Origin of the sequence: Paenibacillus sp. CECT 9249 (assembly GCF_918697855.1) — a bacterium.
Taxonomy (GTDB): domain Bacteria; phylum Bacillota; class Bacilli; order Paenibacillales; family Paenibacillaceae; genus MSJ-34.
Map to the genome: position 1 here is coordinate 1 of NZ_CAKKLI010000066.1, position 22,994 is coordinate 22,994.

The window sequence follows — 22,994 nt, forward strand, 5'->3', positions numbered from 1 at the left end:
GTAAAAACTCGATTTTTGAACTGGGTTTAGTTTGGTGTTGTCTTTTTTCCTGACTCATTGACCTGTTCCTTAAAGTAAATTTCCAATTCTCATGAATCAGGGGCTTGACATCTTACCGCTGGACTTTGAGATTGGCTGCTAATTTCAATATTAACCTGAAACGAGAACCAAATCTTCCTTTATTGAGAAAATGGCCAAGCTGTTTTTTGCCAAGTCAGGACATTTTGGAACATTTCCACATATATTATACATGTGGGATGGTGATCGGTCTGATGAAAATTTCCGATTTTCAAACGAAAGACGTAATCAACATTATCGACGGCAAGAAGTTGGGGCAAGTGAGCGATCTGGAGCTGGATTTGCGCCAAGGGCGAATCGAAGCGATCGTAGTGCCGAGCTACAATAAATTTTTCGGCTTGTTCGGCAGCGGGAGCGAAATGATTATTCCTTGGCGCAATATCGTCAAGATCGGGGCGGACGTCGTGCTTGTGAAAATGGAAGAGGCGCGGACGGCGCGCCAAGACGATTACGACTCCATGCCCCAGGAACGATATGAAAGACAGGAGAAGCCGGATCGCAAGTATTATCAAAATTGAAAAAAAGAAAGCATGTTTATGTTACAATAAGGGTGAGGTGAACGCGAATGATGGAACCGTTCGTATTGCGGGAAAAAGCGGACGCACCCGCCCTTTTTTATTTGGAATCGTGGATGAAGCGGGTCGATGGCTTGTCGGCGGGCTTCTCGTCTCGTCTCGGCGGCGTCGGGAGCGGCGCGTGGAGCTCGCTCAACTGCGCCCTGCACGTGAACGATCGTCCCGAAGATGTGATCGAAAACCGCAAACGAATTGCGGCAACGTTGTCGTTTTCTTTCGAAAATTGGACTTGCGCGGAACAAATTCACGGAAACCGCGTATATATTGTTGGCGAATCTGATCGGGGAAGCGGGCGCGAGTCGCGGGAGACGGCGATTCAAAACGCGGATGCGTTAGTAACGAATGTGCCCGATGTTTGGTTAACGTCGTTTTATGCGGATTGCGTGCCGCTATATTTTGTCGATCCGGTAAAACGGGTTGTGGGGCTCGCGCACGCGGGCTGGAGGGGAACGGTTGCGGAGATTGCCAAGGCGACGGTGGAAACAATGCGTCATACATACGACAGCGATCCGAAGGACATACTGGCAAGTATTGGCCCCTCTATCGGGCTGTGTTGTTATGAGGTCGACGAGCGCGTAATGGAGCATGTGAAACCTTTCGCGGCCAATCTCGGCGACGCACTCGCTATGGAAGAGCCGTTCTATACGGATTGCGGAAACGGCAAATCGATGTTAAATTTGAAACAATTGAACCGACAAATGTTGCGAAAAGCAGGAATTTTGCCGACGAACATCGAATATTCAACATGGTGTACAAGTTGTCATGGCGATTATTTTTTTTCGCATCGGCGCGATCATGGGAAGACAGGCCGAATGATCAGTTGGATCGGCTTGGAAAAGAGGTGAATCTTCACTTGACTTTACAGCAAAGAATGGAGCTTGTGGAAGAGCGGGTGAAAGCCGCTTGCGCGCGAAGCGGCAGAAAGCGGGACGAAGTGGAAATGATCGCCGTCACGAAATACGTTTCGCTCGAGAAGACGGCTTCCGTGCTGCGGCACGGCTTGCTTCATATCGGCGAGAATCGTTGGCAGGATGCCGAAGCGAAGTGGAACGCGCTCGGCGATCAAGGAACATGGCATTTTCTCGGCCATTTGCAGACGAATAAAGTAAAGAACGTCATCGGGAAATTTGCATATATTCATTCTCTGGACCGCCTTTCGCTTGCGCAGGAATTGGACAAGAAGGCGGCAGCCGCCGATCTGAATATCCGCTGTTTTATTCAGGTCAACGTATCCGGGGAAGAGTCCAAGTACGGGCTTGAGCCCGAACAGCTCATACCATTTGTCAAAGCGCTGCACTCGATGCCGCGGCTGCAAGTCGTCGGATTAATGACGATGGCTCCGCTGACGAACGAAGCGGAACAAACACGACCGGTCTTTCGCGGATTGCGCACACTTCGAGACGAGCTGAACAAACTCTCGATCACGGAACAACCGATCCCCCATTTGTCGATGGGGATGTCGGGTGATTTTGAAGTGGCCGTCGAAGAAGGGGCGACATGGATTCGCCTCGGCTCAATATTGGTGGGGAAAGAGGAGGAAGTGTAATGGGGGTAATGAATAAATTCATGAATTTTCTCGGGCTGCAGGAAGAAGAGGAAGTCGTCGAACGCGAAAAAATTGTGCAAGAAGAACATGAATATGAAACCCCAAGCTTCGAGTCGCGTAAAAACTTTAAGGGCAGCAACGTCGTTAGCATACATTCGCAAAAAAACGCGAAAGTCGTCCTCAGCGAGCCGCGTTCCTACGAAGAAGCGCAGGAAATCGCCGATCATTTGCGTTCGCGCAGATCGGTCGTCGTCAATTTGCAGCGTGTACGCAACGATCAAGCTTTGCGCATTATCGATTTTTTGAGCGGAACGATCTATGCGCTAAACGGCAGCATTTCGAAATTGGGAGGCAATATTTTCCTATGTACGCCCGATACCGTGGAAATACAAGGCTCCATTACGGAAATGTTTATGGAGGATCAAGACTATAATAGAATGAGGTGACCGGGATTTGGAGCAAGTCACGGAATATGTTTGGATTTTGTATCGAATCTATTTTTACATGATTATCGTCTATGTGCTTCTTTCTTGGGTGCCTAACGCTCGGGAGAGCTTTATCGGTGATATTCTCGGCAAGCTGGTCGAACCGTATTTGACTCCGTTCCGCCGAATTATTCCGGCGATTGGAGGCATGCTGGACATTTCTCCGATCATTGCGTTGTTCGTGCTTCAATACGTTGTTCGCGGGATTCTTGCATTAATCGGTTTGATCGTGCCGTAGGATGGGGGATCTGAATTGACTATTTACGAGCATTTCCATGCGGATGAACATGCGTTTGTGGATCGCGCTTCGGAATGGGTGACGCGGGCGTCTCAGCTGCATGAAGTGCGTCGAACCGATTTTTTGGACCCGCGTCAAGCCTTTATCGTGCAATCGCTCGTTAACAGGCAATCGGATGTGATCGTCCGTTTCGAAGGCGGGTATGCGGAAGCCGAACGCAAACGCGCGCTTATTGCTCCGGAATACCGCGATTTGGACAGCGAAGACGCGGAGATTGCGGTGATCGCAATCACCTCGGACGATCATCGAATCGCTTCGCTGGATCATGGGGATTATTTAGGCTCGGTTCTAGGATTAGGCATCAAACGCGGCAAAATCGGCGACATACAAGTGTCGGATCAGGGCTGTCATTGTTTGGTGGCGGAGGATATCGCGCCTTTCGTGCATATGAATCTTGGACAAGTGCACCGGATACGGGTTCAAACCGAGATTCTTCCTGTGGAACGGTTGCAAAAGGCAAACGTTCGTCTGGAAGAATTGAACCTGACGGTGGCTTCTTTTCGTTTAGACGGCATTGCCAGCGACGTATTTCGGTTGAGCCGCGCCAAAATCGTAAATCCGATCAAAGCGGGACGCTGCCGCATCAATTGGAAAGTCGAGGAAAACCCCGGGACTCAGCTCAAAGCCGGCGATATCGTCTCGCTGCAAGGATTCGGCCGGTTTCAAGTGATCGATATGGACGGAGTGACAAAAAAAGGAAGATACCGCGTAAAAATCGGGAAATTTGTATAAGCGGATGCAGGATTTTAACGGTACTTGTCGAAATGAATAGGCTAGTGGGATACGCGATACGCATTTATGACGTTGTTGATTTTATAGGAGGTGCACCACCATGCCGTTAACACCGCTCGATATACATAATAAAGAATTCGGGCGCAAATTGCGCGGTTACGACGAAGACGAAGTGAACGAGTTTCTGGATCAAGTGATTAAGGATTATGAAGCTATTATTCGTGAGAATAAAGAATTGCACAATCAGTTGATGACGGTCCAAGAGAAGCTGGATCATTTCGCCAACATTGAGGAAACGCTCAGCAAAACGATTATCGTCGCGCAAGAAGCTGCCGATGAAGTGAAGAACAACGCGAAGAAGGAAGCGCAATTGATTATTAAAGAAGCGGAGAAAAACGCGGACCGCATCATTAACGAATCGCTTAACAAGTCGCGCAAAATTACGTTGGAAGTCGAGGAATTGAAGAAACAGGCCTCAATTTACCGCGCGCGTTTCCGCACTTTGGTCGAAGCGCAGTTGGATTTGCTGAATCAAGACGGTTGGGAAGCGCTGGAGCATCGCGAGCGCGAGAAGGAACGGGAGCGCGATCGCGAGCGGGACCGGGAATTGCGTGAAATGTATTAGGATTGACTTTTTTGCGCAAAGAGGATATATTAACTTGTAATATTGAAATTCCATGATGGGAAAAAGTAAGCTATGCGCTTGATCCGCAGAGAGTCGGCATTTGCTGCGAGCCGACGTTCGGGACGTAGCCGAAAATCATCCCGGAGAAGTAAAGCTGAAACTCAAGCGACCAGTAAGCTTTACCGGAGGTCCGCCGTTATACGGAACGCGTATGGCGCACGTACGTTGATGAGGTGCTGTTTTGCCGGTTGTAAGAGCAAGACAGAACAAGGGTGGTAACGCGAGTCGAATCTCGTCCCTTATTAGGGGCGGGTTTTTTTATTTTCTAGAGGAAGTGTCGATGAGCTGTAGGCCGCGATTTTCCGGCTAACGGATGCAGGGGACTCTATTTAAGCAAAATCGCAAATTTTCAAAACGTAACGGAAGTGAAGGACCTTATTTGCAGTCATTCGTTCCTTTTCCGCTGCAAAAACAATGAATAAGAGCGCTCATTTCCGTTACAATCCGAAAAGCCCGCTTTTTACCGCGTTAAGGTCTTCTATATCCGTTACACATTTAGCATGTCGAATTTATGTATCCGCGGTTTATCGACCGGATCATGTTCAATGCGAAGGGCTAGAGGTTATACCATATGTTGGAGGGAGTTAGCATGAGAAAAATTGATGTCAAAGAAAAAGCGCGCGAGCGCGAACTGCGCGTTCTCGCCAAATGGAACGAAGAAAGCACGTTCGCAAAATCGATCGAAAATCGCGCGGGAAAGCCGAATTTCGTGTTTTACGAAGGTCCCCCGACGGCGAACGGCGCGCCTCATATCGGGCATGTGCTCGGCCGGGTAATCAAAGATTTCATTGGCCGATATAAGACGATGGCGGGCTACCGCGTCGTGCGCAAAGCCGGTTGGGATACGCACGGCCTGCCGGTCGAACTCGGCGTCGAGAAGCAACTCGGTATTTCCGGCAAACAGGAAATCGAAAAATACGGCATCGAAGCGTTTGTGAAAAAATGTAAAGCGAGCGTATTCGAGTATGAGAAACAATGGCGCGAATTGACGGAAGCGATCGCGTACTGGACCGACCTGGATCATCCTTATATTACGCTCGATAACAATTACATCGAAAGCGTATGGAACATTCTATCCGCCATTCACGGCAAAGGGTTGCTGTACCGCGGCCATCGGGTCAGCCCATACTGCCCTTGTTGCCAAACGACGCTAAGCTCGCATGAAGTAGCCCAAGGCTACGAGACGGTGAAAGATTTGTCGGCGACCGTCAAATTCAAGCTGCATGACAGCGGCGATAACGTGCTCGCCTGGACGACGACGCCGTGGACGCTGCCCGCGCACGCGGCGCTGGCGATGAATCCGGACATGGAATATGCGCGCGTCAAGCAGGACGGGAGCGTATATATCGTAGCGAAAAATTTGGTTGAAGACGTAATGAAGGAAAACTATGAAGTTGTATCCGTTCATAAAGGATCCGAATTTATCGGGAAAACGTACGAGCCGCCTTTCGGATATGTCAAACCGGAAAAAGGCCATTTGATCGTAGGAGCCGATTTCGTCACCGATTCGAGCGGTACGGGGATCGTGCATATGGCTCCGGCGCATGGGGAAGACGACTACAAAGCTTGCCGCGAGCATGGCATCAGCTTCATTAGCGTGGTTAACCAGCAAGGCCGTTATACCGAAGAAGTAACGGATTTCGCCGGCCGGTTCGTGAAAGATTGCGATATCGATATCGTCAAGAAGCTGTCCGAGCAAGGAACGCTATACAGCAAAGAAAAATACGAGCATAGCTATCCGTTCTGCTGGCGCTGCAAATCGCCGCTGCTCTATTACGCGACCGAAAGCTGGTTTATTCAAACGACGGCGGTCAAAGATCAGCTCATCGCCAACAACAATCAAGTGAATTGGTATCCGTCCCATATCCGCGAAGGACGCTTCGGCAAGTTTCTCGAGGATCTCGTCGATTGGAACATTAGCCGCAACCGGTATTGGGGAACGCCGCTCAATGTGTGGGTGTGCAATTCGTGCCGCGGCGAATATGCGCCGGGCAGCATCGCCGACCTGCGCGCGAAATCGATTCATCCGATTTCCGAAGATTTGGAATTGCATAAACCGTACGTAGACGAAGTGAAGCTTCATTGTCCGCATTGCGAGGGCGGCGTCATGGAACGCACCTCCGAAGTGATCGATGTATGGTTCGACAGCGGCTCGATGCCGTTCGCGCAGTACCATCATCCTTTCGGAGACGAGCGGGAATTTGCGGAGCAATATCCGGCCGATATCATTTGCGAAGGTATCGATCAAACGCGGGGCTGGTTCTTCAGCTTGCTCGCCGTTTCGACGCTATATAACGGAAAAGCTCCGTACAAGGCGGTTATTTCGACCGGTCATATTCTCGATGAAAACGGCCAGAAGATGTCCAAGAGCAAAGGGAATGTGATCGACCCGTGGGAAATCATTAACGAATACGGCACCGACGCGTTCCGTTGGGCATTGCTGTCCGACAGCGCCCCATGGAACAGCAAGCGCTTCTCGAAACAAATCGTCGCCGAGGCAAAATCGAAAGTGATCGATACGATCGTCAATACGCATGCGTTTCTTGCCCTTTACGCCAATATCGACGGCTACGATCCGCAGGCGCATCCGGCGCGTCCGTCGGCCAACAAGCTTGACCGTTGGATTTTGTCGCGGCTGAACAGCTTGATCCAAACCGTAACGAAAGGGCTCGAAGCGAATGATTTCCTCAATCCTGCCAAAGCGATCGAAACGTTCGTCGACGAACTGAGCAACTGGTATATCCGCCGTTCGCGCGACCGCTTCTGGGGCAGCGACATGTCCGAGGATAAGGTGTCCGCTTACCAAACGCTGCGCAGCGTATTGCTTAACCTGTCGAAATTGATCGCTCCGTTCGCTCCGATGCTGGCGGAGGATGTTTACGGCAACTTGGGCGGCGAGGAAGGCGTGCCGAGCGTTCATTTGGCCGATTATCCGGTGGCGGATGCTTCGTTGATCGACGAGTCCTTGGAACAAGACATGGAGACGGCGCGGCAAATCGTGGAGCTGGCGCGCAACGTGCGCAACGAAACCGGAATCAAGACGCGGCAGCCGTTGTCCGAATTGATCGTCTCGATGGACCGCAGCTTCGATCTGGCGGGTTACGACTCGATCATTAAAGATGAAATTAACGTGAAGCGTATTCGAATCGAAACGAGCGACAGCGATTTTGTCGATTTCGCCTTGAAGCTCAATTTGAAAGTGGCGGGCAAGAAATACGGCAAGCATGTCGGGGCGATTCAAGCGCATTTGAAAGCTATGTCGCCGGATCAAACGCGGGCAGCGGTAGAACAAGGCATGCTCACGTTCACGACCCCGGAACAAGAAACGCTTGAAATTGCGAAGGACGAGCTGCTGATCGACAAATTAGCGAAATCCGGCTTTGCCTCCGCATCGGGATATCAAATTACAGTCGCATTAAATACGGACATCACTTCGGAACTTGAACAAGAAGGCTGGGTCCGGGAAGTTGTACGCGCGATTCAAGATTACCGCAAAAAACTGGATTTGCCGATCGAGAAACGGGTGGATTTGACGCTGGATGCGGATGCGGAACTGCAGGCGGCCATTCAAGCGTTCGAATCCGTATTGCGCGATAACGTGCTTGTGTCGGGATTGGCTTTTGAAGCCGGCGACGGCATGGAACGAGTGGAGATCGGCGGCAAAACGATCGGCATTCGCATTGAATAGGAAGCGATGGAGAATGACGGCAGCCATTTCAGGGCATAACTAAATAGCAAGCATGTACTCCGCAAACGAGCTCAAGTCGGCGATCAAGAAGGGCCATTCCTTCCCTTCGCGCTTGGGCTCGTTTTGTTATAGACGTAAGGAGAGAGCAATGGTCGACAAGGAAAAGGAAGCGGCGCGAGCGGGCAGAGACAGCGAACCGGCCGGATCGGGAGCGGCGAATCCGCATGAATTGGAACGGACGCTGCAATCCGATCTGACGACAATGGAAAAAATGGTGCGGCATATTCATGACCTGACGGTAAAAGTTGCTCAGGACATGGAAAAAGCCCGGATTGCGGAATATACGGAGCTGCTGTTCAAGCCGTGGAAGCTGATTTGGGTCAATATTTTGGCCGGAACGGCGCGCGGCGTCGGCATCGCGATCGGTTTTACCTTTTTCGCCGCGACCATTTTGTATATTTTGCAAGGGCTCGGAGCATTGAATTTACCGATCATCGGCGATTATATCGCCGATATTGTGCGGATCGTGCAGCGGCAGCTGGAAGGAAAGACGTATTAATCTTCGATTTCCCGATCCGGCTCAAGCAGCGGATCTCCTTCCTTGTCGGCCAAATATTTATGGTATAGCTTATTGCGGACGACGGTAACGTTCTTGCCGAAAATATCGGTCGCCACAAAGCTTTCGAACGGTTCTACAAAGCCGTCCAGATCGTCGGCCGCTTCGATCTCGATTTCGTCGTAATCCGAAATGTTGTTTCCTTCGGCCATCGCCGGCGTATTGGATGTTCCCCAGCTTGCCACGATTTGCCAAGCGTCTTCGCCGTCGAACCGGTTGGAATCTTCATCGTTTTCGTCAAGACTCGTCCGTCCGAAAGGCGGCTGCAGAAACCGCTCTTCGACCGGCCTGCGCTTCGAAATGCTTTGTTCCGGCGCATGCTCCGCGCAATGCAGAGCGAACGGCACGGCAAGCAGCCGTTCGTATGGGATCGGCCGGCCGCATTCGGCGCATTTGCCGTAGTTGCCGCGGTCGATTTGTTCAAGCGCATGGTCGATTCGCGATAACAGACGCTCCGTATTTTCCAGCAGCGCGATATCTTTCTGCCGCTCGAACGTTTCCGAAGCGAGGTCGCCGGGATGGTTGTCGTTAACCGACAGATCGCCGGTTTCGTCCCGCAGCGATTCGGCCATGCCGAGATGATCGTTCGCGGTCAAACGCTGCTCAATTTCTTGTTTTTGCGATATAAGGGATTGTTTCAGCGTATTCATCTGATGATCGGATAAATGCGGCATCGTGTTGTTCGCTCCTTTATGAACGGATTGATGTATTTAGGTTGTGCCGGGCCGTACTTTTTTACGACATTCATAATTTATAAATTTTCGTAACAAATGGAAATCGCCCGCCTTTTTTCATGCAAATCTATTGCGTTTGAATTGGACGTTATTCGCAAGGCTGTGCTACAATAACGAAGGACAACGCTGCATAAGAGCGAGTTCAAAAAGTCGTTCTCTTGCAGCTTGTCGACAGAATGGATCGAGGTGACATAGTCAAGGTGATATATTATTTCATCGCTCTTATTGTCTTTTTGCTGGATCAAGGCACGAAATGGATCATTGCCACGCAGATGAGGCTTGGCGAACAACGAAGCGTAATCGGAGATTTTTTCCTCATTACATCGCATCGCAATACCGGTGCCGCTTTCAGCATATTGGAGGGGCAGCGCTGGTTTTTCCTCGTCATTACGCCGATCGTCTTGATCGGAATCGTATGGTATATGCAAAAAATGAAGCAATCCGGCAGCAAAATGCTGTTTCTCGGCCTTTCGCTTATTTTAGGGGGAGCCGTCGGCAATTTTTTGGATCGCGTTTTAACCGGGGAAGTCGTCGATTTTCTGCAATTCAATTTCGGCAACTACACGTTCCCGATTTTTAATATTGCCGATTCGGGCATTGTCATTGGGGTAGGTTTGGTATTGCTGGATTCGTTGCTAGGCGCCAAAAAAGGAGAAAACAATCAAAAAAGCGAGGAATTGCAATGACAGAACATGTTGCGGCCGAAACGGAAACGATCGAATGGACCGTGGCGCCGGAATATGAGAAAGAACGGATCGATAAATATGTCAGCGAGTCGATCGGCGAAGACGTCTCGCGTACGCAAGTGCAGTCGTGGATCAAGGACGGCTGCGTGCTCGTCAACGGGCTAACGGTCAAGCCGAATTATAAATTGTCCGCAGGCGATACGGTAGCGGTAACGGTTCCGGAACCTTCCCCCGTCGATATTGCGGCGGAAGCGATTCCGCTTGACATTGCCCATGAGGACGAAGATGTCATCGTCATCAATAAGCCTCGCGGCATGGTCGTTCACCCGGCGCCCGGACATACTTCCGGAACCGTCGTCAATGCGCTGATGCATCATTGCCGCGATTTGTCCGGCATTAACGGGGAATTGCGTCCCGGCATCGTCCATCGGATCGATAAAGATACGTCGGGCTTGATGATGGCGGCCAAGCACGATAAAGCGCATCTATCGCTCGCCGAACAGCTTAAGCGGCATAGCGTAACGCGCAAATATATCGCTCTCGTTCACGGCAATATCGCACACGACCACGGCACCGTCGACGCGCCGATCGGCCGCGATATGCATGACCGCAAGATGTACACGGTCACGGAACGCAACAGCAAGCATGCGGTAACCCATTTCCTCGTGCTGGAGCGATTTGGCGATTATACGTTAGTCGAATTGAAATTGGAGACAGGCAGAACGCATCAAATTCGTGTACATATGAAATTTATCGGACATCCTTTGGTCGGGGATCCCGTATACGGACGCAACAAAGGGTTGAAAATGGACGGGCAAGCGCTCCATGCGGCGATTCTCGGCTTTGACCATCCGAAGACGGGAAATTATATGGAGTTTGCCGCGCCTTTGCCTTCCGATATGGAACATTTGCTGGCGCTTTTGCGGCAGAGGTAATGATTTGAAGTTGACAAACGAAGCATGTCATGTGATAATTCTAATAGTTGAATATGGACCTTTAAATCAGTCCCGTGAGGCTGGCAAGGTAACGTGAGAGAAGGATCGTTATATAGCGGTGCGCTGTACCGTTGTGTCCTTCCGTATCATTATGCGTGTAAGCAACTCCTTGCCGATTGGGGCAAGGAGTTTTTTCGCGTTTCGATGGTTATCACAATACCAGGCATGCTTTTCGCAAACGAATGGATCAAGCCACATTAAAGGAGGTACCGGCATGACGCAAGAAAGCCATGTCATTATGGACGAAATTGCGATCCGCCGCGCATTGACGCGAATCGCGCATGAAATTTTGGAGAAGAACAAAGGAATCGACAACTGTGTCCTGGTGGGCATTCGCACGCGGGGGATTTATTTGGCGGAACGAATTGCCGCCCGGATTCAAGAAATCGAGCAAACGGAAGTCCCGGTCGGCGAATTGGATGTCACTTCGTACCGCGACGACTTGAAAGCCGACAAAACGTCGGATGCTGCAAATAAAGCCAAAGGGGAGACGCTTTCGTTTCCGATTCAGGATAAGAAGATTATATTGTTCGACGACGTTCTATATACCGGCCGCACGATCCGCGCGGCGATGGATGCGCTGATGGACAGAGGCAGGCCGCAATTGATCCAATTGGCGGTGCTGGCCGACCGCGGCCACCGGGAATTGCCGATACGGCCCGATTATATCGGCAAGAACGTGCCTACTTCCAAATTGGAGCAAATCGACGTAATGTTGACGGAAATTGACGGAATCGATCAAGTGCGGATTATTCAGCATAGGGGGTAAACAGAAGATGACGATAACGGCGACGCAAGTAAAACATAGAAGTTTGCTCGGATTGAGAGAGATGGATAAAAGCGAGATCGAGTCGATTTTGGACCGCGCCGCGTATTGGGAGAGAGAAACGCAAAAGGTGACGCCTGTGCTCGGCGATAAATTTATCGCCAATATGTTTTTCGAGAACAGCACGAGAACCCGCTTTTCATTCGAGGTAGCGGAAAAACGGCTGGGAGCGGAAGTGTTGAATTTTACGGCCGCCGCTTCGAGCGTAGAGAAGGGCGAATCGATCTACGATACGGTGCGGACGCTGGAATCGATGGGAATCGACGCGGGAGTAATCAGACTGAAGCCGATCGGCGTACTCGCCGAATTGGCCGAGAAAATCCGCATCCCGCTTATCAATGCGGGCGACGGCAATAACGAGCATCCGACGCAGGCGCTGCTCGATCTCTACACGATGCGCAAGCAGTTCGGCACGCTCGCCGGACTCAGGGTGTCGATCATCGGCGATATTATGCACAGCAGAGTCGCGCGGTCGGATCTGTGGGCGCTCCGCAAATTCGGAGCGGACGTACGCTTCTGTGCGCCGCCGAATATGGTGGCGGCGGAGCTCTTGGAATATGCGCCGTATGTCGACATCGACGAAGCGCTGCAAGCCGACGTCGTCATGATGCTGCGCGTGCAATTGGAGCGTCATGCGTCGGGCATGATTAAATCGGCGGAGGATTACCGCGAGCGATACGGTTTGACGGAGGAACGGGCAAGCCGCATGGCGAGCCATGCGATTATTATGCACCCGGCGCCGGTCAACCGCAACGTAGAAATCGACGATGCATTGGTCGAGAGCGAACGGTCGAAGATTTTCCCGCAAATGTCCAACGGCGTTCCGATTCGAATGGCGGTTGTCGAGCGGGCTTTAGCATAAAAAGTACGAGAAGGAGCGATAACGACCATGATCGTAATTACAAACGCAAGCGTTCTAAATGCGGACGGGCAATTGGAACGAAAACATATTATGATATCGGACAATAAAGTCGAGGACATCATTGACGGCAACAGCGGATTATCGTTGTTTGCGCCCGAAGGGACGCCGCTGGAAGAAGCGGCGACGGTCGTCGACGCAAACGGCAAGCTCGTGATTCCCGGCTTGATCGACATGCATGTGCATTTGCGCGAGCCCGGCTTCGAACATAAGGAAACGATCGCGACCGGCACCCGCTCGGCGGCGAAAGGCGGCTTCACGACGATCGCCTGCATGCCGAATACGCGCCCGGTTGCCGATACGGCGGAGACGGTGCGCATGGTGCTGGACAAAGCCGAAACGGAGGGCGTCGTGCGCGTGCTGCCGTATGCGGCGATTACGAAGAATGAACTGGGCCGCGAGCTAACCGACTTCGCCGCTTTGAAGGAAGCGGGAGCGATCGGCTTTACGGACGACGGCGTCGGCGTCCAAAACGCGCAAATGATGAAAAACGCGATGGCTTTGGCGAAATCGCTCGGGATGCCGGTCATCGCCCATTGCGAAGACGACTCGCTCGTCGCAGGCGCCGCGGTGACGGAAGGCGAATTTGCGCGCAAGCACGGCTTGAAAGGAATTCCGAACGAGTCGGAAGCGATTCATGTCGGGCGCGATATTTTGCTGGCCGAAGCGACCGGCGTGCATTATCATGTATGCCATGTCAGCACCGAGCAGTCGATCCGCCTCATCCGGCAAGCGAAGCAAATCGGCATTAACGTAACGGCGGAAGTATGTCCGCATCATCTGGTGCTGTCCGACGAAGACATTCCGGGAATGGACGCCAATTGGAAAATGAATCCGCCGCTGCGGACGCCGCGGGATGTACAAGCCTGCATCGAAGGGCTTGAGGACGGCACGATCGATATGATCGTCACCGATCATGCGCCGCATAGCCAGGAGGAGAAAGCGCGCGGCATGGAGCTGGCGCCGTTCGGCATCGTCGGGTTCGAAACGGCATTCCCGCTGCTGTATACGAAATTCGTTGCAACAGGCAAATGGACGCTTCCTTTCCTCGTCGGCAAAATGACGAAGGAGCCTGCGCGGGTGTTCGGATTGCCGTACGGCACGCTGGAAGCGGGAGCGGTCGCGGATGTGACCTTAATCGATTTGGAAACGGAGAAGGCGGTCGATCCGGAGACGTTCGCATCCAAAGGCCGCAATACGCCGTTTACAGGCTGGAAGCTGAAAGGCTGGCCCGTCGCTACCGTCGTCGGCGGAAAATTGGTATGGTCGGAACAAAATGAGTGCAAATAATACTGGATTATTCGCCGAACTATTGATAAAGTATGTAGTAGTGAATATTATTACAGTATAACGAATAAATATTCAATTTTAGGACGGGAAGAAAGAGGAGTGAAATCATAACTATGCAATCATACAAGCAGGCGAGATTATTACTGGAAGACGGCACGCTGTTTACCGGCCGCGCGTTCGGAGCCGACGGGCAATCAACCGGCGAAGTCGTATTTAATACAGGAATTACCGGATATCAAGAAGTCATTTCCGACCCGTCGTATTGCGGGCAAATCGTTACGATGACGTATCCGTTGGTCGGCAATTACGGAATTACGCGCGACGATTTCGAATCGATTCGCCCTTTCATCCACGGTTTTGCGGTACGCAGATACGAACCGATTCCAAGCAACTGGCGGGCTCAATATACATTGGATCAAATGTTGAAAGAATACGGCATCCTCGGCATCAGCGATATCGATACGAGAATGCTCACGCGCATATTGCGCCATCACGGCACGATGAAAGGCATTTTGACGACCGCCTCCGCACCGGTGGAGGAATTGAAGGAAATGCTGGCGGATTCGCCGCTCATGAGAGATCAAGTAGCGCGCACATCGACGAAGTCGGTGTTCAGCTCCCCGGGCGACGGAGAACGGATCGTGCTGATCGATTACGGCGCGAAGAGCGGCATTTTGCGGGAGTTAACGAAACGCGGTTGCGATGTAGTCGTCGTGCCTCATGATACTACGGCGGAAGAGATTCGCCGCTTGGATCCGGACGGCATTCAATTGTCGAACGGGCCGGGGGATCCGAAGGATGTGCCGCATGCGGTGCAAGTGTTGAACGAACTGCTCGGCGAATACCCAATGTTCGGCATTTGCTTAGGCCATCAATTGTTCGCCTTGGCTTCCGGCGCGGATACGGTGAAGCTGAAGTTCGGACATCGCGGAGGCAACCATCCGGTAAAGGAACTGGCTACGAACCGCTGCTATATCACTTCGCAAAATCACGGCTACACCGTGTGCGAAGATTCGATTGCGGGCACCGATCTGATCGTGACGCATATCAACAATAACGACAAAACGATTGAAGGCTTGCGTCATGCCAAATACCCGGCGTTCTCCGTTCAATACCATCCGGAGGCGGCTCCCGGACCATTCGACAGCAGTTATCTGTTCGACGAATTTCTCGACATGATCCGCGATCACCGCAACAACAATCCGAAGGCGCCGCGGCAAGCCGAAATTTCAGCAGCATTGAAAGGAGAACGTTAATATGCCGAAAAACACCCAGTTGAAAAAGATACTCGTCATCGGCTCCGGTCCGATCGTCATCGGGCAGGCGGCGGAATTCGATTACGCCGGAACGCAAGCTTGTCAGGCGTTGAAGGAAGAAGGATTCGAAGTCGTTCTCATCAACAGCAATCCGGCCACCATTATGACCGATACGAACATGGCGGATAAAGTATATATCGAACCGATTACGCTCGATTTCGTGACGCAAATCATTCGCCAGGAGCGCCCCGACGGCTTGCTGCCGACGCTGGGCGGGCAGACCGGCTTGAATATGGCGGTTGAACTCGCTCGGGCGGGCGTCTTGGAAGAGGAGAACGTGAGATTGCTCGGCACGCAGCTTTCCTCGATCGAAAAAGCCGAAGACCGCGACTTGTTCCGCGAATTAATGCGCGAACTGGAACAGCCTGTGCCGGAAAGCACGATCGTCACATCCGTACAGGAAGCGATCGATTTCGCGAACGAAATCGGTTATCCGATCATCGTGCGCCCCGCTTATACGCTCGGCGGAACCGGCGGCGGCATTTGTGCCGACGAGGAAGAACTGCGCGAAGTGGTGGCTTCCGGCATTCGTTACAGCCCGATCGGCCAATGTTTGATCGAGAAGAGCATTGCCGGCATGAAAGAAATCGAATACGAAGTGATGCGCGATGCGAACGATAATTGTATCGTCGTATGTAATATGGAAAATTTCGATCCGGTCGGCGTTCATACGGGCGACAGCATCGTCGTGGCTCCGAGCCAAACGCTGTCGGACCGCGAATACCAAATGCTGCGCTCGGCATCGCTCAAAATTATTCGCGCTTTGAACATCGAGGGCGGATGCAACGTGCAATTCGCGCTCGATCCGCATAGCTTTCAATATTATGTCATTGAAGTAAATCCGCGCGTCAGCCGTTCCTCGGCGCTCGCATCCAAAGCGACCGGCTATCCGATCGCCAAGATGGCGGCGAAGATCGCGATCGGCTATACGCTGGACGAAATCGTCAACCCGGTAACGGGCCAAACGTACGCATGCTTCGAACCGACGTTGGATTATATCGTGACGAAAATTCCGCGCTGGCCGTTCGATAAATTTATCTCCGCCAACCGGAAGCTCGGCACGCAAATGAAAGCGACCGGCGAAGTGATGGCAATCGGCCGCACTTTTGAAGAGTCGCTGCAAAAAGCCGTCCGTTCGCTCGAAATCGGCGTCCATCGCTTGTACTTGAAGGATGCTCACCAGATCGACGACGAAACGCTGCAAGCGCGCCTGATCAAGCCGGACGACGAGCGTCTCTTCTTGATCGCCGAGGCGTTCCGCCGCGGTTACAAGCTGCAGCACATTCAAGATATTACGAAAATCGACTGGTGGTTCCTCGACAAAATCGAAACATTGATTCGTTTCGAGGAGACGCTGAAGCAGCAAAGCGAACTCGATTACGATACATTATACCAGGCAAAACGCTACGGTTTCACGGACCGCGCGATCGCGGAACTGCGCCGGGAAGGAAATAACGGCACACATATCGAAGAAGCGGATGTGCGCAAATTCCGTCAGGAACGCGGATTGAAGCCTGTATACAAAATGGTTGATACATGCGCCGCCGAATTTGAAGCGTCGACCCCTTATTATTACTCGACCTACGAAACGGAGAACGAAGTTATCGAATCGGCGAAACAGAAAGTTATCGTGCTCGGCTCCGGCCCGATTCGCATCGGCCAAGGGATCGAATTCGACTATTCGACCGTACACGCGGTATGGGCGATTCAAGACGCGGGTTACGAGGCGGTCATTATTAACAACAATCCGGAAACCGTATCGACGGACTTCAACACATCGGACCGGCTCTACTTCGAGCCGCTGTTCTTCGAAGATGTCATGAACGTCATCGAACAGGAGCAGCCGATCGGCGTTATCGTGCAGTTCGGCGGCCAAACGGCGATCAACCTGGCGGCGCCGCTCGCGAATGCCGGCGTGCGCATTCTGGGCACGAGCCTGCAAAGCATCGACGAGGCGGAAGACCGCAAGAAGTTCGAAGCGCTCTTATCCCGACTGGATATCGCTCAGCCGAAAGGAACGACGGTCACCTCGGTGAACGAAGCCGTGGACGCGGCCCAATCGCTCGGGTATCCGGTACTGGTTCGCCCTTCGTACGTACTGGGCGGCCGCGCGATGGAAATTGTTTATTCCGACCAAGAGCTGCTTAGCTATATGGAACAAGCGGTTAAGATCAACCCGGACCACCCCGTATTGATCGACCGGTATATGCAAGGGAAGGAAGTCGAGGTCGATGCGATCTGCGACGGCGAAACGGTGCTTATTCCGGGCATTATGGAGCATATCGAGCGAGCGGGCGTCCATTCCGGCGACTCGATCGCGGTCTATCCGCCGCAAAGCTTGGCCGACCACTTGAAGCAGCAAGTGGTGGACATTACGGTGAAAATTGCGAAAGAACTGAATACGGTCGGATTGGTTAACATCCAATTCGTTATCTTCCAGGATAACGTCTACGTGATCGAGGTGAATCCGCGCTCTTCCCGTACGGTGCCTTTCCTGAGCAAAGTGACGAACTTGCCGATGGCAAACTTGGCTACGAAAGCGATTATGGGGACCAAACTGGCCGATTTGGGCTATGAAGAGGGAATGTGGCCGGAAGACGAATACGTCTCCGTGAAAGTGCCGGTATTCTCGTTCGCGAAGCTGCGCCGCGTCGAGCCTACGCTCGGACCGGAAATGAAATCGACCGGCGAAGTCATGGGACGCGACTTGCAATATGCCAAAGCGCTCTACAAAGGGCTCGTCGGCTCGGGCATGCGCATTCCGCCGACCGGCGCGATTATCGCTACCGTTGCCGATAAGGATAAGGAAGAAGCGGTGCCGATCTTGCGCGGTTTCTACGATCTCGGATACCGGATCGTCGCGACGGGCGGAACGGCGGACGCGTTGGAGCAAGCCGGGTTGAACGTGGAACGCGTCAATAAACTGAGCGAAGGCTCGCCGAACATTCTTGACTTGATTCGCAACGGAGAGGCGCACTTCGTCGTCAACACGCTCACGAAAGGCAAGACGCCGGAGCGCGACGGTTTCCGCATTCGCCGCGAAGCGGTTGAGAACGGCGTCGTCTGCATGACCTCGCTCGATACGGTTAGCGCTTTGTTAGGCATGCTGCAAACGATCAATTTCGCTTCCCGTCCGATGCCGGTCGTTCAAGCAAGCAAATGAGCCGGCGGTACGATCGGCATAGAATGGGGGCCTAGCAGAATGAATAGAAAAAATGAGATGGCGGGACGCCTGATCGTGGCGCTCGATGTACCGGGCGCCGATCATGCGCGCAAGCTGCTCACGCAGTTAAAGGGCATTCCTTGCTATATGAAAGTCGGCATGCAGTTGTTTTACGCGGCAGGCCCGCAATTTGTCCGGGAACTGAAGGAGCAAGGCTATAAAGTGTTCCTGGACGTGAAAATGCATGATATTCCGAATACGGTGAAAGGCGGCGCCAATAGCGTGACAAAGCTCGGCGTGGATATGTTCAACGTTCACGCCGGCGGCGGCGTCCAAATGATGAAGGCGGCGATGGAAGGCGTCGAAGCGGCGCTATCGGAGCATCCGGATTTGTCCAAGCCTGTCGTGATCAGCGTGACGCAATTGACCAGCACCGACCGAAGAACGTTAAACGAAGAGATTGGCATCGCTGGCGAGGTGGAAGACGCAGTTGTCCGCTACGCCGAATTGACGAAACAAGCCGGTCTGGACGGCGTGGTGGCCTCGCCGCATGAAGTTGCGCTTATTAAGCGGGCGTGCGGAGCGTCGTTCCAGACGGTCATTCCGGGCATCCGTCCGGCGGGCAGCGATCTCGGCGACCAATCCCGCGTCATGACGCCGCGCCAAGCGATGGAGCAGGGAACCGACTACATCGTGATCGGCCGTCCGATCACGGCGGCGCCGGATCCGCGCCAAGCGATCGAATCGATTTTGGAGGAGATGTCGTAACATGATTTCACTAGAACAAATCCCCGCGCAAATCGCGGGCCATCTGCTAAACATCGGGGCGGTAGCTTTACGGCCGAACGAGCCTTTTACATGGACGTCCGGCATCAAATCGCCGATCTATTGCGACAACCGGCTGACGATGTCGTATCCGGACATTCGCGAATCGATCGCGGATGCGTTCGCGGCGATCGTCCGCGAGCGGTACCCGGACGCGGAAGTGATCGCCGGAACGGCGACGGCGGGCATCCCGCATGCGGCTTGGGTCGCGCAAAAGCTGAATTTGCCGATGGCTTATATTCGCGATAAAGCGAAAGGGCATGGCAAGGAGAATCAAATCGAAGGAATCGTCAAGCCGGGGCAGAAGGTAGTCGTGATCGAAGATTTGATTTCGACCGGCGGCAGCTCGCTCAAAGCGGCGTTGGCCGTAAAAGACGCCGGAGCGGAGCCGCTCGCGGTGCTCGCCATTTTCACGTATCAGCTCGACAAGGCGACGAACGCTTTTGCGGAAGCGGGCATCCCGCTTCAAACGCTGTCGAACTACTCGGCATTGATCGACGTTGCCGTACAAACGGGCCGAATCGAGCCGCAAGATTTGGACGTATTGCAAGCTTGGCGCGCCAATCCGGCGGAGTTCGGCAAATAATTGAACGTCTCATTCGGTGATCCCGTTCCGCTCGTACAGTGGAGCGGGATTTTTTATTTTGATCCGCGGTCGGTCTGGACGCAATTCCTCTCCTGCCCGACCAGCAATGCATCCCATCGCAAGGCTGCCTACGGCGAAATGTATTCCGGCAAATGACTTTCTGATTGTAATGCATATATTTTACCGCACTAAAATATATGCACTTTGTTCAGAAGATGCAAATGGGAGAAACCTTTTGCCGGAAAGGGAGAAGCGGCCAGATCGGGGCGAGAAGCAACAACCGAGACGGCGCCGCTATTGCCTTATGGCGGAGCGTCTGGCGCCATTGTTAAAACGGTTTTTGCAGTAATTCCTTGCCGTTACGACTTCGCACCCCAATGCTTCTCGATAAATGCGTCCCGTCCCGACAAATCCCGGTCTTTCGCATAATGCTCAGGCTCTTTCTTATAGAAATCTTGATGGTACTCTTCCGCCGCGTAAAAGGCCGATGCGTCCAAAATCGGCGTAACGACGGGCTTGTCGAACCGGCCGCTGGCGTCAAGCGCCCGCTTGGACGCTTCGGCAAGCTTCCGCTGTTCCTCGTTATGCACGAATACGGCCGCGCGATAGGAATCGCCCCGATCGTGAAATTGACCGCCGTCGTCGGTCGGATCGATTTGCGCCCAGAATACTTCAAGCAGCTTGTCATACGGAAAAACGGACGGATCGAACGTAATTTGCACCGCTTCGTAATGTCCCGTCTTCTGGCTTTTGACTTGCTCGTAAGTAGGGCGTTCGACATGACCGCCGGTATAGCCGGAAACGACCCGCTGAATGCCCGGCCATTGATCGAAGGGCTTGACCATGCACCAGAAGCAGCCGCCGGCGAACGTAGCCGCTTCGTAACGGGTTGCCGCTTCGGATCGCGAGCGGTCCGGCGATTGCCGATTGCCGGATTCGAATGGATGCGTTGTCATATTTCTCTTCCTCCAGTATCGTAAAGTTCATGCATACTAGTATAAAACGCTGTTCTCTTTCCCGCAAATCGGTCTTGGGACCGATGGAAAAACATTCCACAGACCGTGTTGCGGCGAAGGGTCGTGCGGTAACATGATAGCGAAAGAGCAAGCGAGCAGGTTCGATGTAATTGTTGGGGAGGAGACGGGTATGCCGGTTTTGCAAGTGGTTGATTTGCGGAAAACGTTCGGATCGGTAACGGCCGTCGATTCGATCAGTTTCGAGGTTGAATCGGGCGAAGTATTTACGATTATCGGTCCGAACGGCGCGGGGAAAACGACGACGCTGGAAATGATTGAAGGGTTGCAGCAGCCCGACCGGGGCGAAGTAAGCATCGCGGGCATGCAATGGAACAAGCATGGAGAGAAAATCAAACAAATCATCGGCGTCCAGCCGCAATCCAGCGCGTTATTCGATTTATTGACGGTAGAGGAAAACTTGGAGGTGTTCGCCAGTTTCTACGAAAAGACTCGTGCCGTCCCGGAAATTATGGAGTTAATTAATTTGACCGAACATAAGGGGAAAAAAGTGAAAGCTTTGTCGGGAGGGCAGAAGCAGCGGCTGGCGATCGGACTTGCCTTCATTAACGATCCGGACATCATTTTTCTCGACGAGCCGACGACGGGCCTTGATCCGCAGGCGCGCCGCAATATTTGGGATATTGTGCTGACGTTGAAATCGCTCGGCAAAACGACGATTTTAACGACGCATTATATGGAAGAAGCGGAAAAGCTGAGCGACCGGGTATGCATCGTCGATCAAGGACGCATTATCGCCTTGGATACGGCTAAAAACTTGATTCATCGATTGACGGAGGAGAGGGAGATTCGTATCTCGTTCGAAGCGGGCAGCGAGACGGCTGCCGCTATGCGGGACATCGTGCGGGACGCCGAGGCGGTTGCAAGGACGGAGCTTAACGGCGACCAACTGCATATTTGGTCGGTTCGCCCGGAGGAAACGCTGTTCCATCTATTCAAATATACGACCGAGCAGCGGGTATCGGTCGAACAAGTGTCGATTAAGGAGATGAGCCTGGAAGACGTGTTTATCGCGTTTACGGGAAAGGAGTGGCGCGATTGATGAGCGGATGGAATCAATTCAAGAAGCTGTTCGGCATGCATTTCAAATCGACGTTCCGGGAAAAGCAAGTATGGTTTTGGTCTATTTTTTATCCGGTATTGTTAATGATCATTTTTATTATGATTTTCGGCGGCAACGGAAGCGATTCGTTCTCGGCCAAAATTGCGGTTGTGGAGACGAACGCGAACGCGGTTTCCGGACAATGGAAAGAAACGATTCGGCATATTCCGGTCCTGGAATGGGAGAACGAATCGCAAACGGATCGCGATCGGGCGGAACAGATGTTGAAAGATAAAGACGTCGACGCCGTCCTCATCCTGCCGGAATCCGATCAAGAGCGGAACATTACGCTCCTCTTCAACCGCGAGAAACAAAATTCGGCGACTGCGCAAGCGCTAGGGAGCATTTTCAAGGATATCGTCAATCAAGTCAATTTTGACGTCAGCGGCGTAACCCCGCAATTTCGCTTGCAAACGGATTACGTATCGGCGGGAAGCCAAAATTTAAAATATAGCGATTTTTTGCTGACTGGGTTAATCGCCCTATCGATTTCGCAATCCGGGTTGTTCGGGATGGTCGGTTTGGTTGAAATGCGCCGCAACGGTTTAATGAAACGTCTGAAAATGACGCCGATGAATATGAAGCTGTTCGGCATCGGGGATATCAGCGTGCGGTTTATTTTATCGGTTGTGCAAATCATTCTGCTTTCCGCTTTGGGGCTCATTTTCTTCCAAGCTCATTTTAATATTAATCCTAAATTTCGAAAGTACCGTTCATTGAAAACATAAAAAAGTGCCCAAATCTTTGGTAGAATGGTGTTTGTCGAGAACACTACACCCAAAGAGAGGAGCACCTTTTAGGTGAAGTCTACCACA

At 52.4% G+C, this 22,994-nt stretch carries 22 protein-coding genes and 1 other annotated feature; of the genes, 20 read left to right on the forward strand and 2 right to left on the reverse strand.

Going from position 1 to position 22,994, the window contains the following annotated elements; all coding sequences use genetic code 11:
* Positions 1–272 precede the first annotated feature (272 nt).
* From LQ229_RS25190 to LQ229_RS25230, 9 genes are all read left to right on the forward strand, one after another.
* Positions 273–596 carry a YlmC/YmxH family sporulation protein gene (locus LQ229_RS25190; RefSeq protein WP_216536266.1) on the forward strand — a complete coding sequence of 108 codons (324 nt, stop codon included), beginning with the start codon at positions 273–275 and terminating at the stop codon, positions 594–596.
* 47 nt (positions 597–643) lie between these two features.
* The gene (gene pgeF, locus LQ229_RS25195) at positions 644–1,498 is read left to right on the forward strand and encodes a peptidoglycan editing factor PgeF (protein WP_356712016.1); all 855 of its coding nucleotides are present in this window, start codon (positions 644–646) and stop codon (positions 1,496–1,498) included.
* 8 nt (positions 1,499–1,506) lie between these two features.
* A complete protein-coding gene (locus LQ229_RS25200) occupies positions 1,507–2,199 on the forward strand; it encodes a YggS family pyridoxal phosphate-dependent enzyme (protein ID WP_216536267.1) in 693 nt (230 codons plus the stop codon).
* Positions 2,199–2,645, forward strand: coding sequence for a cell division protein SepF (locus LQ229_RS25205; protein WP_216536268.1), 447 nt, complete (start codon positions 2,199–2,201; stop codon positions 2,643–2,645). Before LQ229_RS25200 ends, LQ229_RS25205 begins: the two co-directional genes overlap by 1 nt.
* 7 nt (positions 2,646–2,652) lie before the next feature.
* Entirely contained in the window at positions 2,653–2,922 is a 270-nt protein-coding gene (locus LQ229_RS25210) for a YggT family protein (RefSeq protein WP_216536269.1), read from the forward strand.
* A 15-nt stretch (positions 2,923–2,937) separates the two neighbouring features.
* Positions 2,938–3,714 carry a YlmH/Sll1252 family protein gene (locus LQ229_RS25215; RefSeq protein ID WP_216536270.1) on the forward strand — a complete coding sequence of 259 codons (777 nt, stop codon included), beginning with the start codon at positions 2,938–2,940 and terminating at the stop codon, positions 3,712–3,714.
* Between the two features lie 100 nt (positions 3,715–3,814).
* Complete coding sequence (locus tag LQ229_RS25220) at positions 3,815–4,339, forward strand: DivIVA domain-containing protein (protein WP_216536271.1); 525 nt, start codon at positions 3,815–3,817, stop codon at positions 4,337–4,339.
* A gap of 43 nt (positions 4,340–4,382) precedes the next feature.
* Positions 4,383–4,642: a binding site (T-box leader), on the forward strand.
* Positions 4,643–4,988: 346 nt separating this feature from the next.
* Positions 4,989–8,087, forward strand: coding sequence for an isoleucine--tRNA ligase (ileS, locus tag LQ229_RS25225; protein WP_230193247.1), 3,099 nt, complete (start codon positions 4,989–4,991; stop codon positions 8,085–8,087).
* Between the two features lie 262 nt (positions 8,088–8,349).
* Positions 8,350–8,646 carry a DUF5665 domain-containing protein gene (locus LQ229_RS25230; protein ID WP_216536367.1) on the forward strand — a complete coding sequence of 99 codons (297 nt, stop codon included), beginning with the start codon at positions 8,350–8,352 and terminating at the stop codon, positions 8,644–8,646.
* On the opposite strand, the gene LQ229_RS25235 is transcribed toward LQ229_RS25230, so the two are convergent.
* A complete protein-coding gene (locus LQ229_RS25235; RefSeq protein WP_216536273.1) occupies positions 8,643–9,377 on the reverse strand; it encodes a TraR/DksA C4-type zinc finger protein in 735 nt (244 codons plus the stop codon). The genes LQ229_RS25230 and LQ229_RS25235 overlap by 4 nt on opposite strands.
* Positions 9,378–9,637: 260 nt before the next feature.
* Between LQ229_RS25235 and lspA the strand changes: the two genes are divergently transcribed.
* The 9 genes from lspA to pyrE all read left to right on the forward strand — a co-directional run bounded on the left by lspA (position 9,638) and on the right by pyrE (position 20,043).
* Positions 9,638–10,123 carry a signal peptidase II gene (gene lspA / locus LQ229_RS25240; protein WP_230193248.1) on the forward strand — a complete coding sequence of 162 codons (486 nt, stop codon included), beginning with the start codon at positions 9,638–9,640 and terminating at the stop codon, positions 10,121–10,123.
* Complete coding sequence (locus tag LQ229_RS25245; protein ID WP_216536275.1) at positions 10,120–11,058, forward strand: RluA family pseudouridine synthase; 939 nt, start codon at positions 10,120–10,122, stop codon at positions 11,056–11,058. Before lspA ends, LQ229_RS25245 begins: the two co-directional genes overlap by 4 nt.
* Before the next feature lie 274 nt (positions 11,059–11,332).
* Positions 11,333–11,887, forward strand: a complete 555-nt coding sequence (gene pyrR / locus LQ229_RS25250) for a bifunctional pyr operon transcriptional regulator/uracil phosphoribosyltransferase PyrR (protein ID WP_216536276.1) — start codon at positions 11,333–11,335, stop codon at positions 11,885–11,887.
* A gap of 7 nt (positions 11,888–11,894) precedes the next feature.
* Positions 11,895–12,806 (forward strand): aspartate carbamoyltransferase catalytic subunit, encoded by a 912-nt coding sequence (locus LQ229_RS25255; protein ID WP_216536277.1) that lies wholly within the window; start codon positions 11,895–11,897, stop codon positions 12,804–12,806.
* A 27-nt stretch (positions 12,807–12,833) separates the two neighbouring features.
* On the forward strand, positions 12,834–14,153 hold the full coding sequence (locus LQ229_RS25260; protein WP_216536278.1) for a dihydroorotase: 1,320 nt from the start codon (positions 12,834–12,836) through the stop codon (positions 14,151–14,153).
* A gap of 113 nt (positions 14,154–14,266) precedes the next feature.
* Positions 14,267–15,409, forward strand: a complete 1,143-nt coding sequence (gene carA / locus LQ229_RS25265; protein WP_230193249.1) for a glutamine-hydrolyzing carbamoyl-phosphate synthase small subunit — start codon at positions 14,267–14,269, stop codon at positions 15,407–15,409.
* A 1-nt stretch (position 15,410) separates the two neighbouring features.
* Positions 15,411–18,632 carry a carbamoyl-phosphate synthase large subunit gene (carB, locus tag LQ229_RS25270; RefSeq protein WP_216536280.1) on the forward strand — a complete coding sequence of 1,074 codons (3,222 nt, stop codon included), beginning with the start codon at positions 15,411–15,413 and terminating at the stop codon, positions 18,630–18,632.
* A 39-nt stretch (positions 18,633–18,671) separates the two neighbouring features.
* On the forward strand, positions 18,672–19,400 hold the full coding sequence (gene pyrF, locus LQ229_RS25275; RefSeq protein ID WP_290370077.1) for an orotidine-5'-phosphate decarboxylase: 729 nt from the start codon (positions 18,672–18,674) through the stop codon (positions 19,398–19,400).
* A 1-nt stretch (position 19,401) separates the two neighbouring features.
* Positions 19,402–20,043, forward strand: a complete 642-nt coding sequence (gene pyrE / locus LQ229_RS25280) for an orotate phosphoribosyltransferase (RefSeq protein WP_216536281.1) — start codon at positions 19,402–19,404, stop codon at positions 20,041–20,043.
* 359 nt (positions 20,044–20,402) lie between these two features.
* Here pyrE and msrA read toward each other — a convergent pair whose 3' ends face one another.
* Positions 20,403–20,999, reverse strand: coding sequence for a peptide-methionine (S)-S-oxide reductase MsrA (gene msrA, locus LQ229_RS25285; RefSeq protein ID WP_216536282.1), 597 nt, complete (start codon positions 20,997–20,999; stop codon positions 20,403–20,405).
* Positions 21,000–21,189: 190 nt separating this feature from the next.
* Between msrA and LQ229_RS25290 the strand changes: the two genes are divergently transcribed.
* Both LQ229_RS25290 and LQ229_RS25295 read left to right on the forward strand, forming a co-directional pair.
* Complete coding sequence (locus tag LQ229_RS25290) at positions 21,190–22,119, forward strand: ABC transporter ATP-binding protein (RefSeq protein ID WP_216536283.1); 930 nt, start codon at positions 21,190–21,192, stop codon at positions 22,117–22,119.
* Positions 22,119–22,907 (forward strand): ABC transporter permease, encoded by a 789-nt coding sequence (locus LQ229_RS25295; protein ID WP_230193250.1) that lies wholly within the window; start codon positions 22,119–22,121, stop codon positions 22,905–22,907. The genes LQ229_RS25290 and LQ229_RS25295 overlap by 1 nt, the downstream gene beginning before the upstream one ends.
* Positions 22,908–22,994: the final 87 nt, after the last annotated feature.

Excerpts from the sequence above, each read along its gene's own strand:
- LQ229_RS25190 (WP_216536266.1), top strand. The coding sequence starts at position 273 with ATGAAAATTTCCGATTTTCAAACGAAAGACGTAATCAACATTATCGAC.
- pgeF (WP_356712016.1), top strand. The coding sequence starts at position 644 with ATGATGGAACCGTTCGTATTGCGGGAAAAAGCGGACGCACCCGCCCTT.
- LQ229_RS25205 (WP_216536268.1), top strand. The coding sequence starts at position 2,199 with ATGGGGGTAATGAATAAATTCATGAATTTTCTCGGGCTGCAGGAAGAA.
- LQ229_RS25220 (WP_216536271.1), top strand. The coding sequence starts at position 3,815 with ATGCCGTTAACACCGCTCGATATACATAATAAAGAATTCGGGCGCAAA.
- ileS (WP_230193247.1), top strand. The coding sequence starts at position 4,989 with ATGAGAAAAATTGATGTCAAAGAAAAAGCGCGCGAGCGCGAACTGCGC.
- LQ229_RS25230 (WP_216536367.1), top strand. The coding sequence starts at position 8,350 with ATGGAAAAAATGGTGCGGCATATTCATGACCTGACGGTAAAAGTTGCT.
- LQ229_RS25235 (WP_216536273.1), bottom strand. The coding sequence starts at position 9,377 with ATGCCGCATTTATCCGATCATCAGATGAATACGCTGAAACAATCCCTT.
- LQ229_RS25245 (WP_216536275.1), top strand. The coding sequence starts at position 10,120 with ATGACAGAACATGTTGCGGCCGAAACGGAAACGATCGAATGGACCGTG.
- pyrR (WP_216536276.1), top strand. The coding sequence starts at position 11,333 with ATGACGCAAGAAAGCCATGTCATTATGGACGAAATTGCGATCCGCCGC.
- LQ229_RS25255 (WP_216536277.1), top strand. The coding sequence starts at position 11,895 with ATGACGATAACGGCGACGCAAGTAAAACATAGAAGTTTGCTCGGATTG.
- LQ229_RS25260 (WP_216536278.1), top strand. The coding sequence starts at position 12,834 with ATGATCGTAATTACAAACGCAAGCGTTCTAAATGCGGACGGGCAATTG.
- carA (WP_230193249.1), top strand. The coding sequence starts at position 14,267 with ATGCAATCATACAAGCAGGCGAGATTATTACTGGAAGACGGCACGCTG.
- carB (WP_216536280.1), top strand. The coding sequence starts at position 15,411 with ATGCCGAAAAACACCCAGTTGAAAAAGATACTCGTCATCGGCTCCGGT.
- pyrF (WP_290370077.1), top strand. The coding sequence starts at position 18,672 with ATGAATAGAAAAAATGAGATGGCGGGACGCCTGATCGTGGCGCTCGAT.
- pyrE (WP_216536281.1), top strand. The coding sequence starts at position 19,402 with ATGATTTCACTAGAACAAATCCCCGCGCAAATCGCGGGCCATCTGCTA.
- msrA (WP_216536282.1), bottom strand. The coding sequence starts at position 20,999 with ATGACAACGCATCCATTCGAATCCGGCAATCGGCAATCGCCGGACCGC.
- LQ229_RS25290 (WP_216536283.1), top strand. The coding sequence starts at position 21,190 with ATGCCGGTTTTGCAAGTGGTTGATTTGCGGAAAACGTTCGGATCGGTA.
- LQ229_RS25295 (WP_230193250.1), top strand. The coding sequence starts at position 22,119 with ATGAGCGGATGGAATCAATTCAAGAAGCTGTTCGGCATGCATTTCAAA.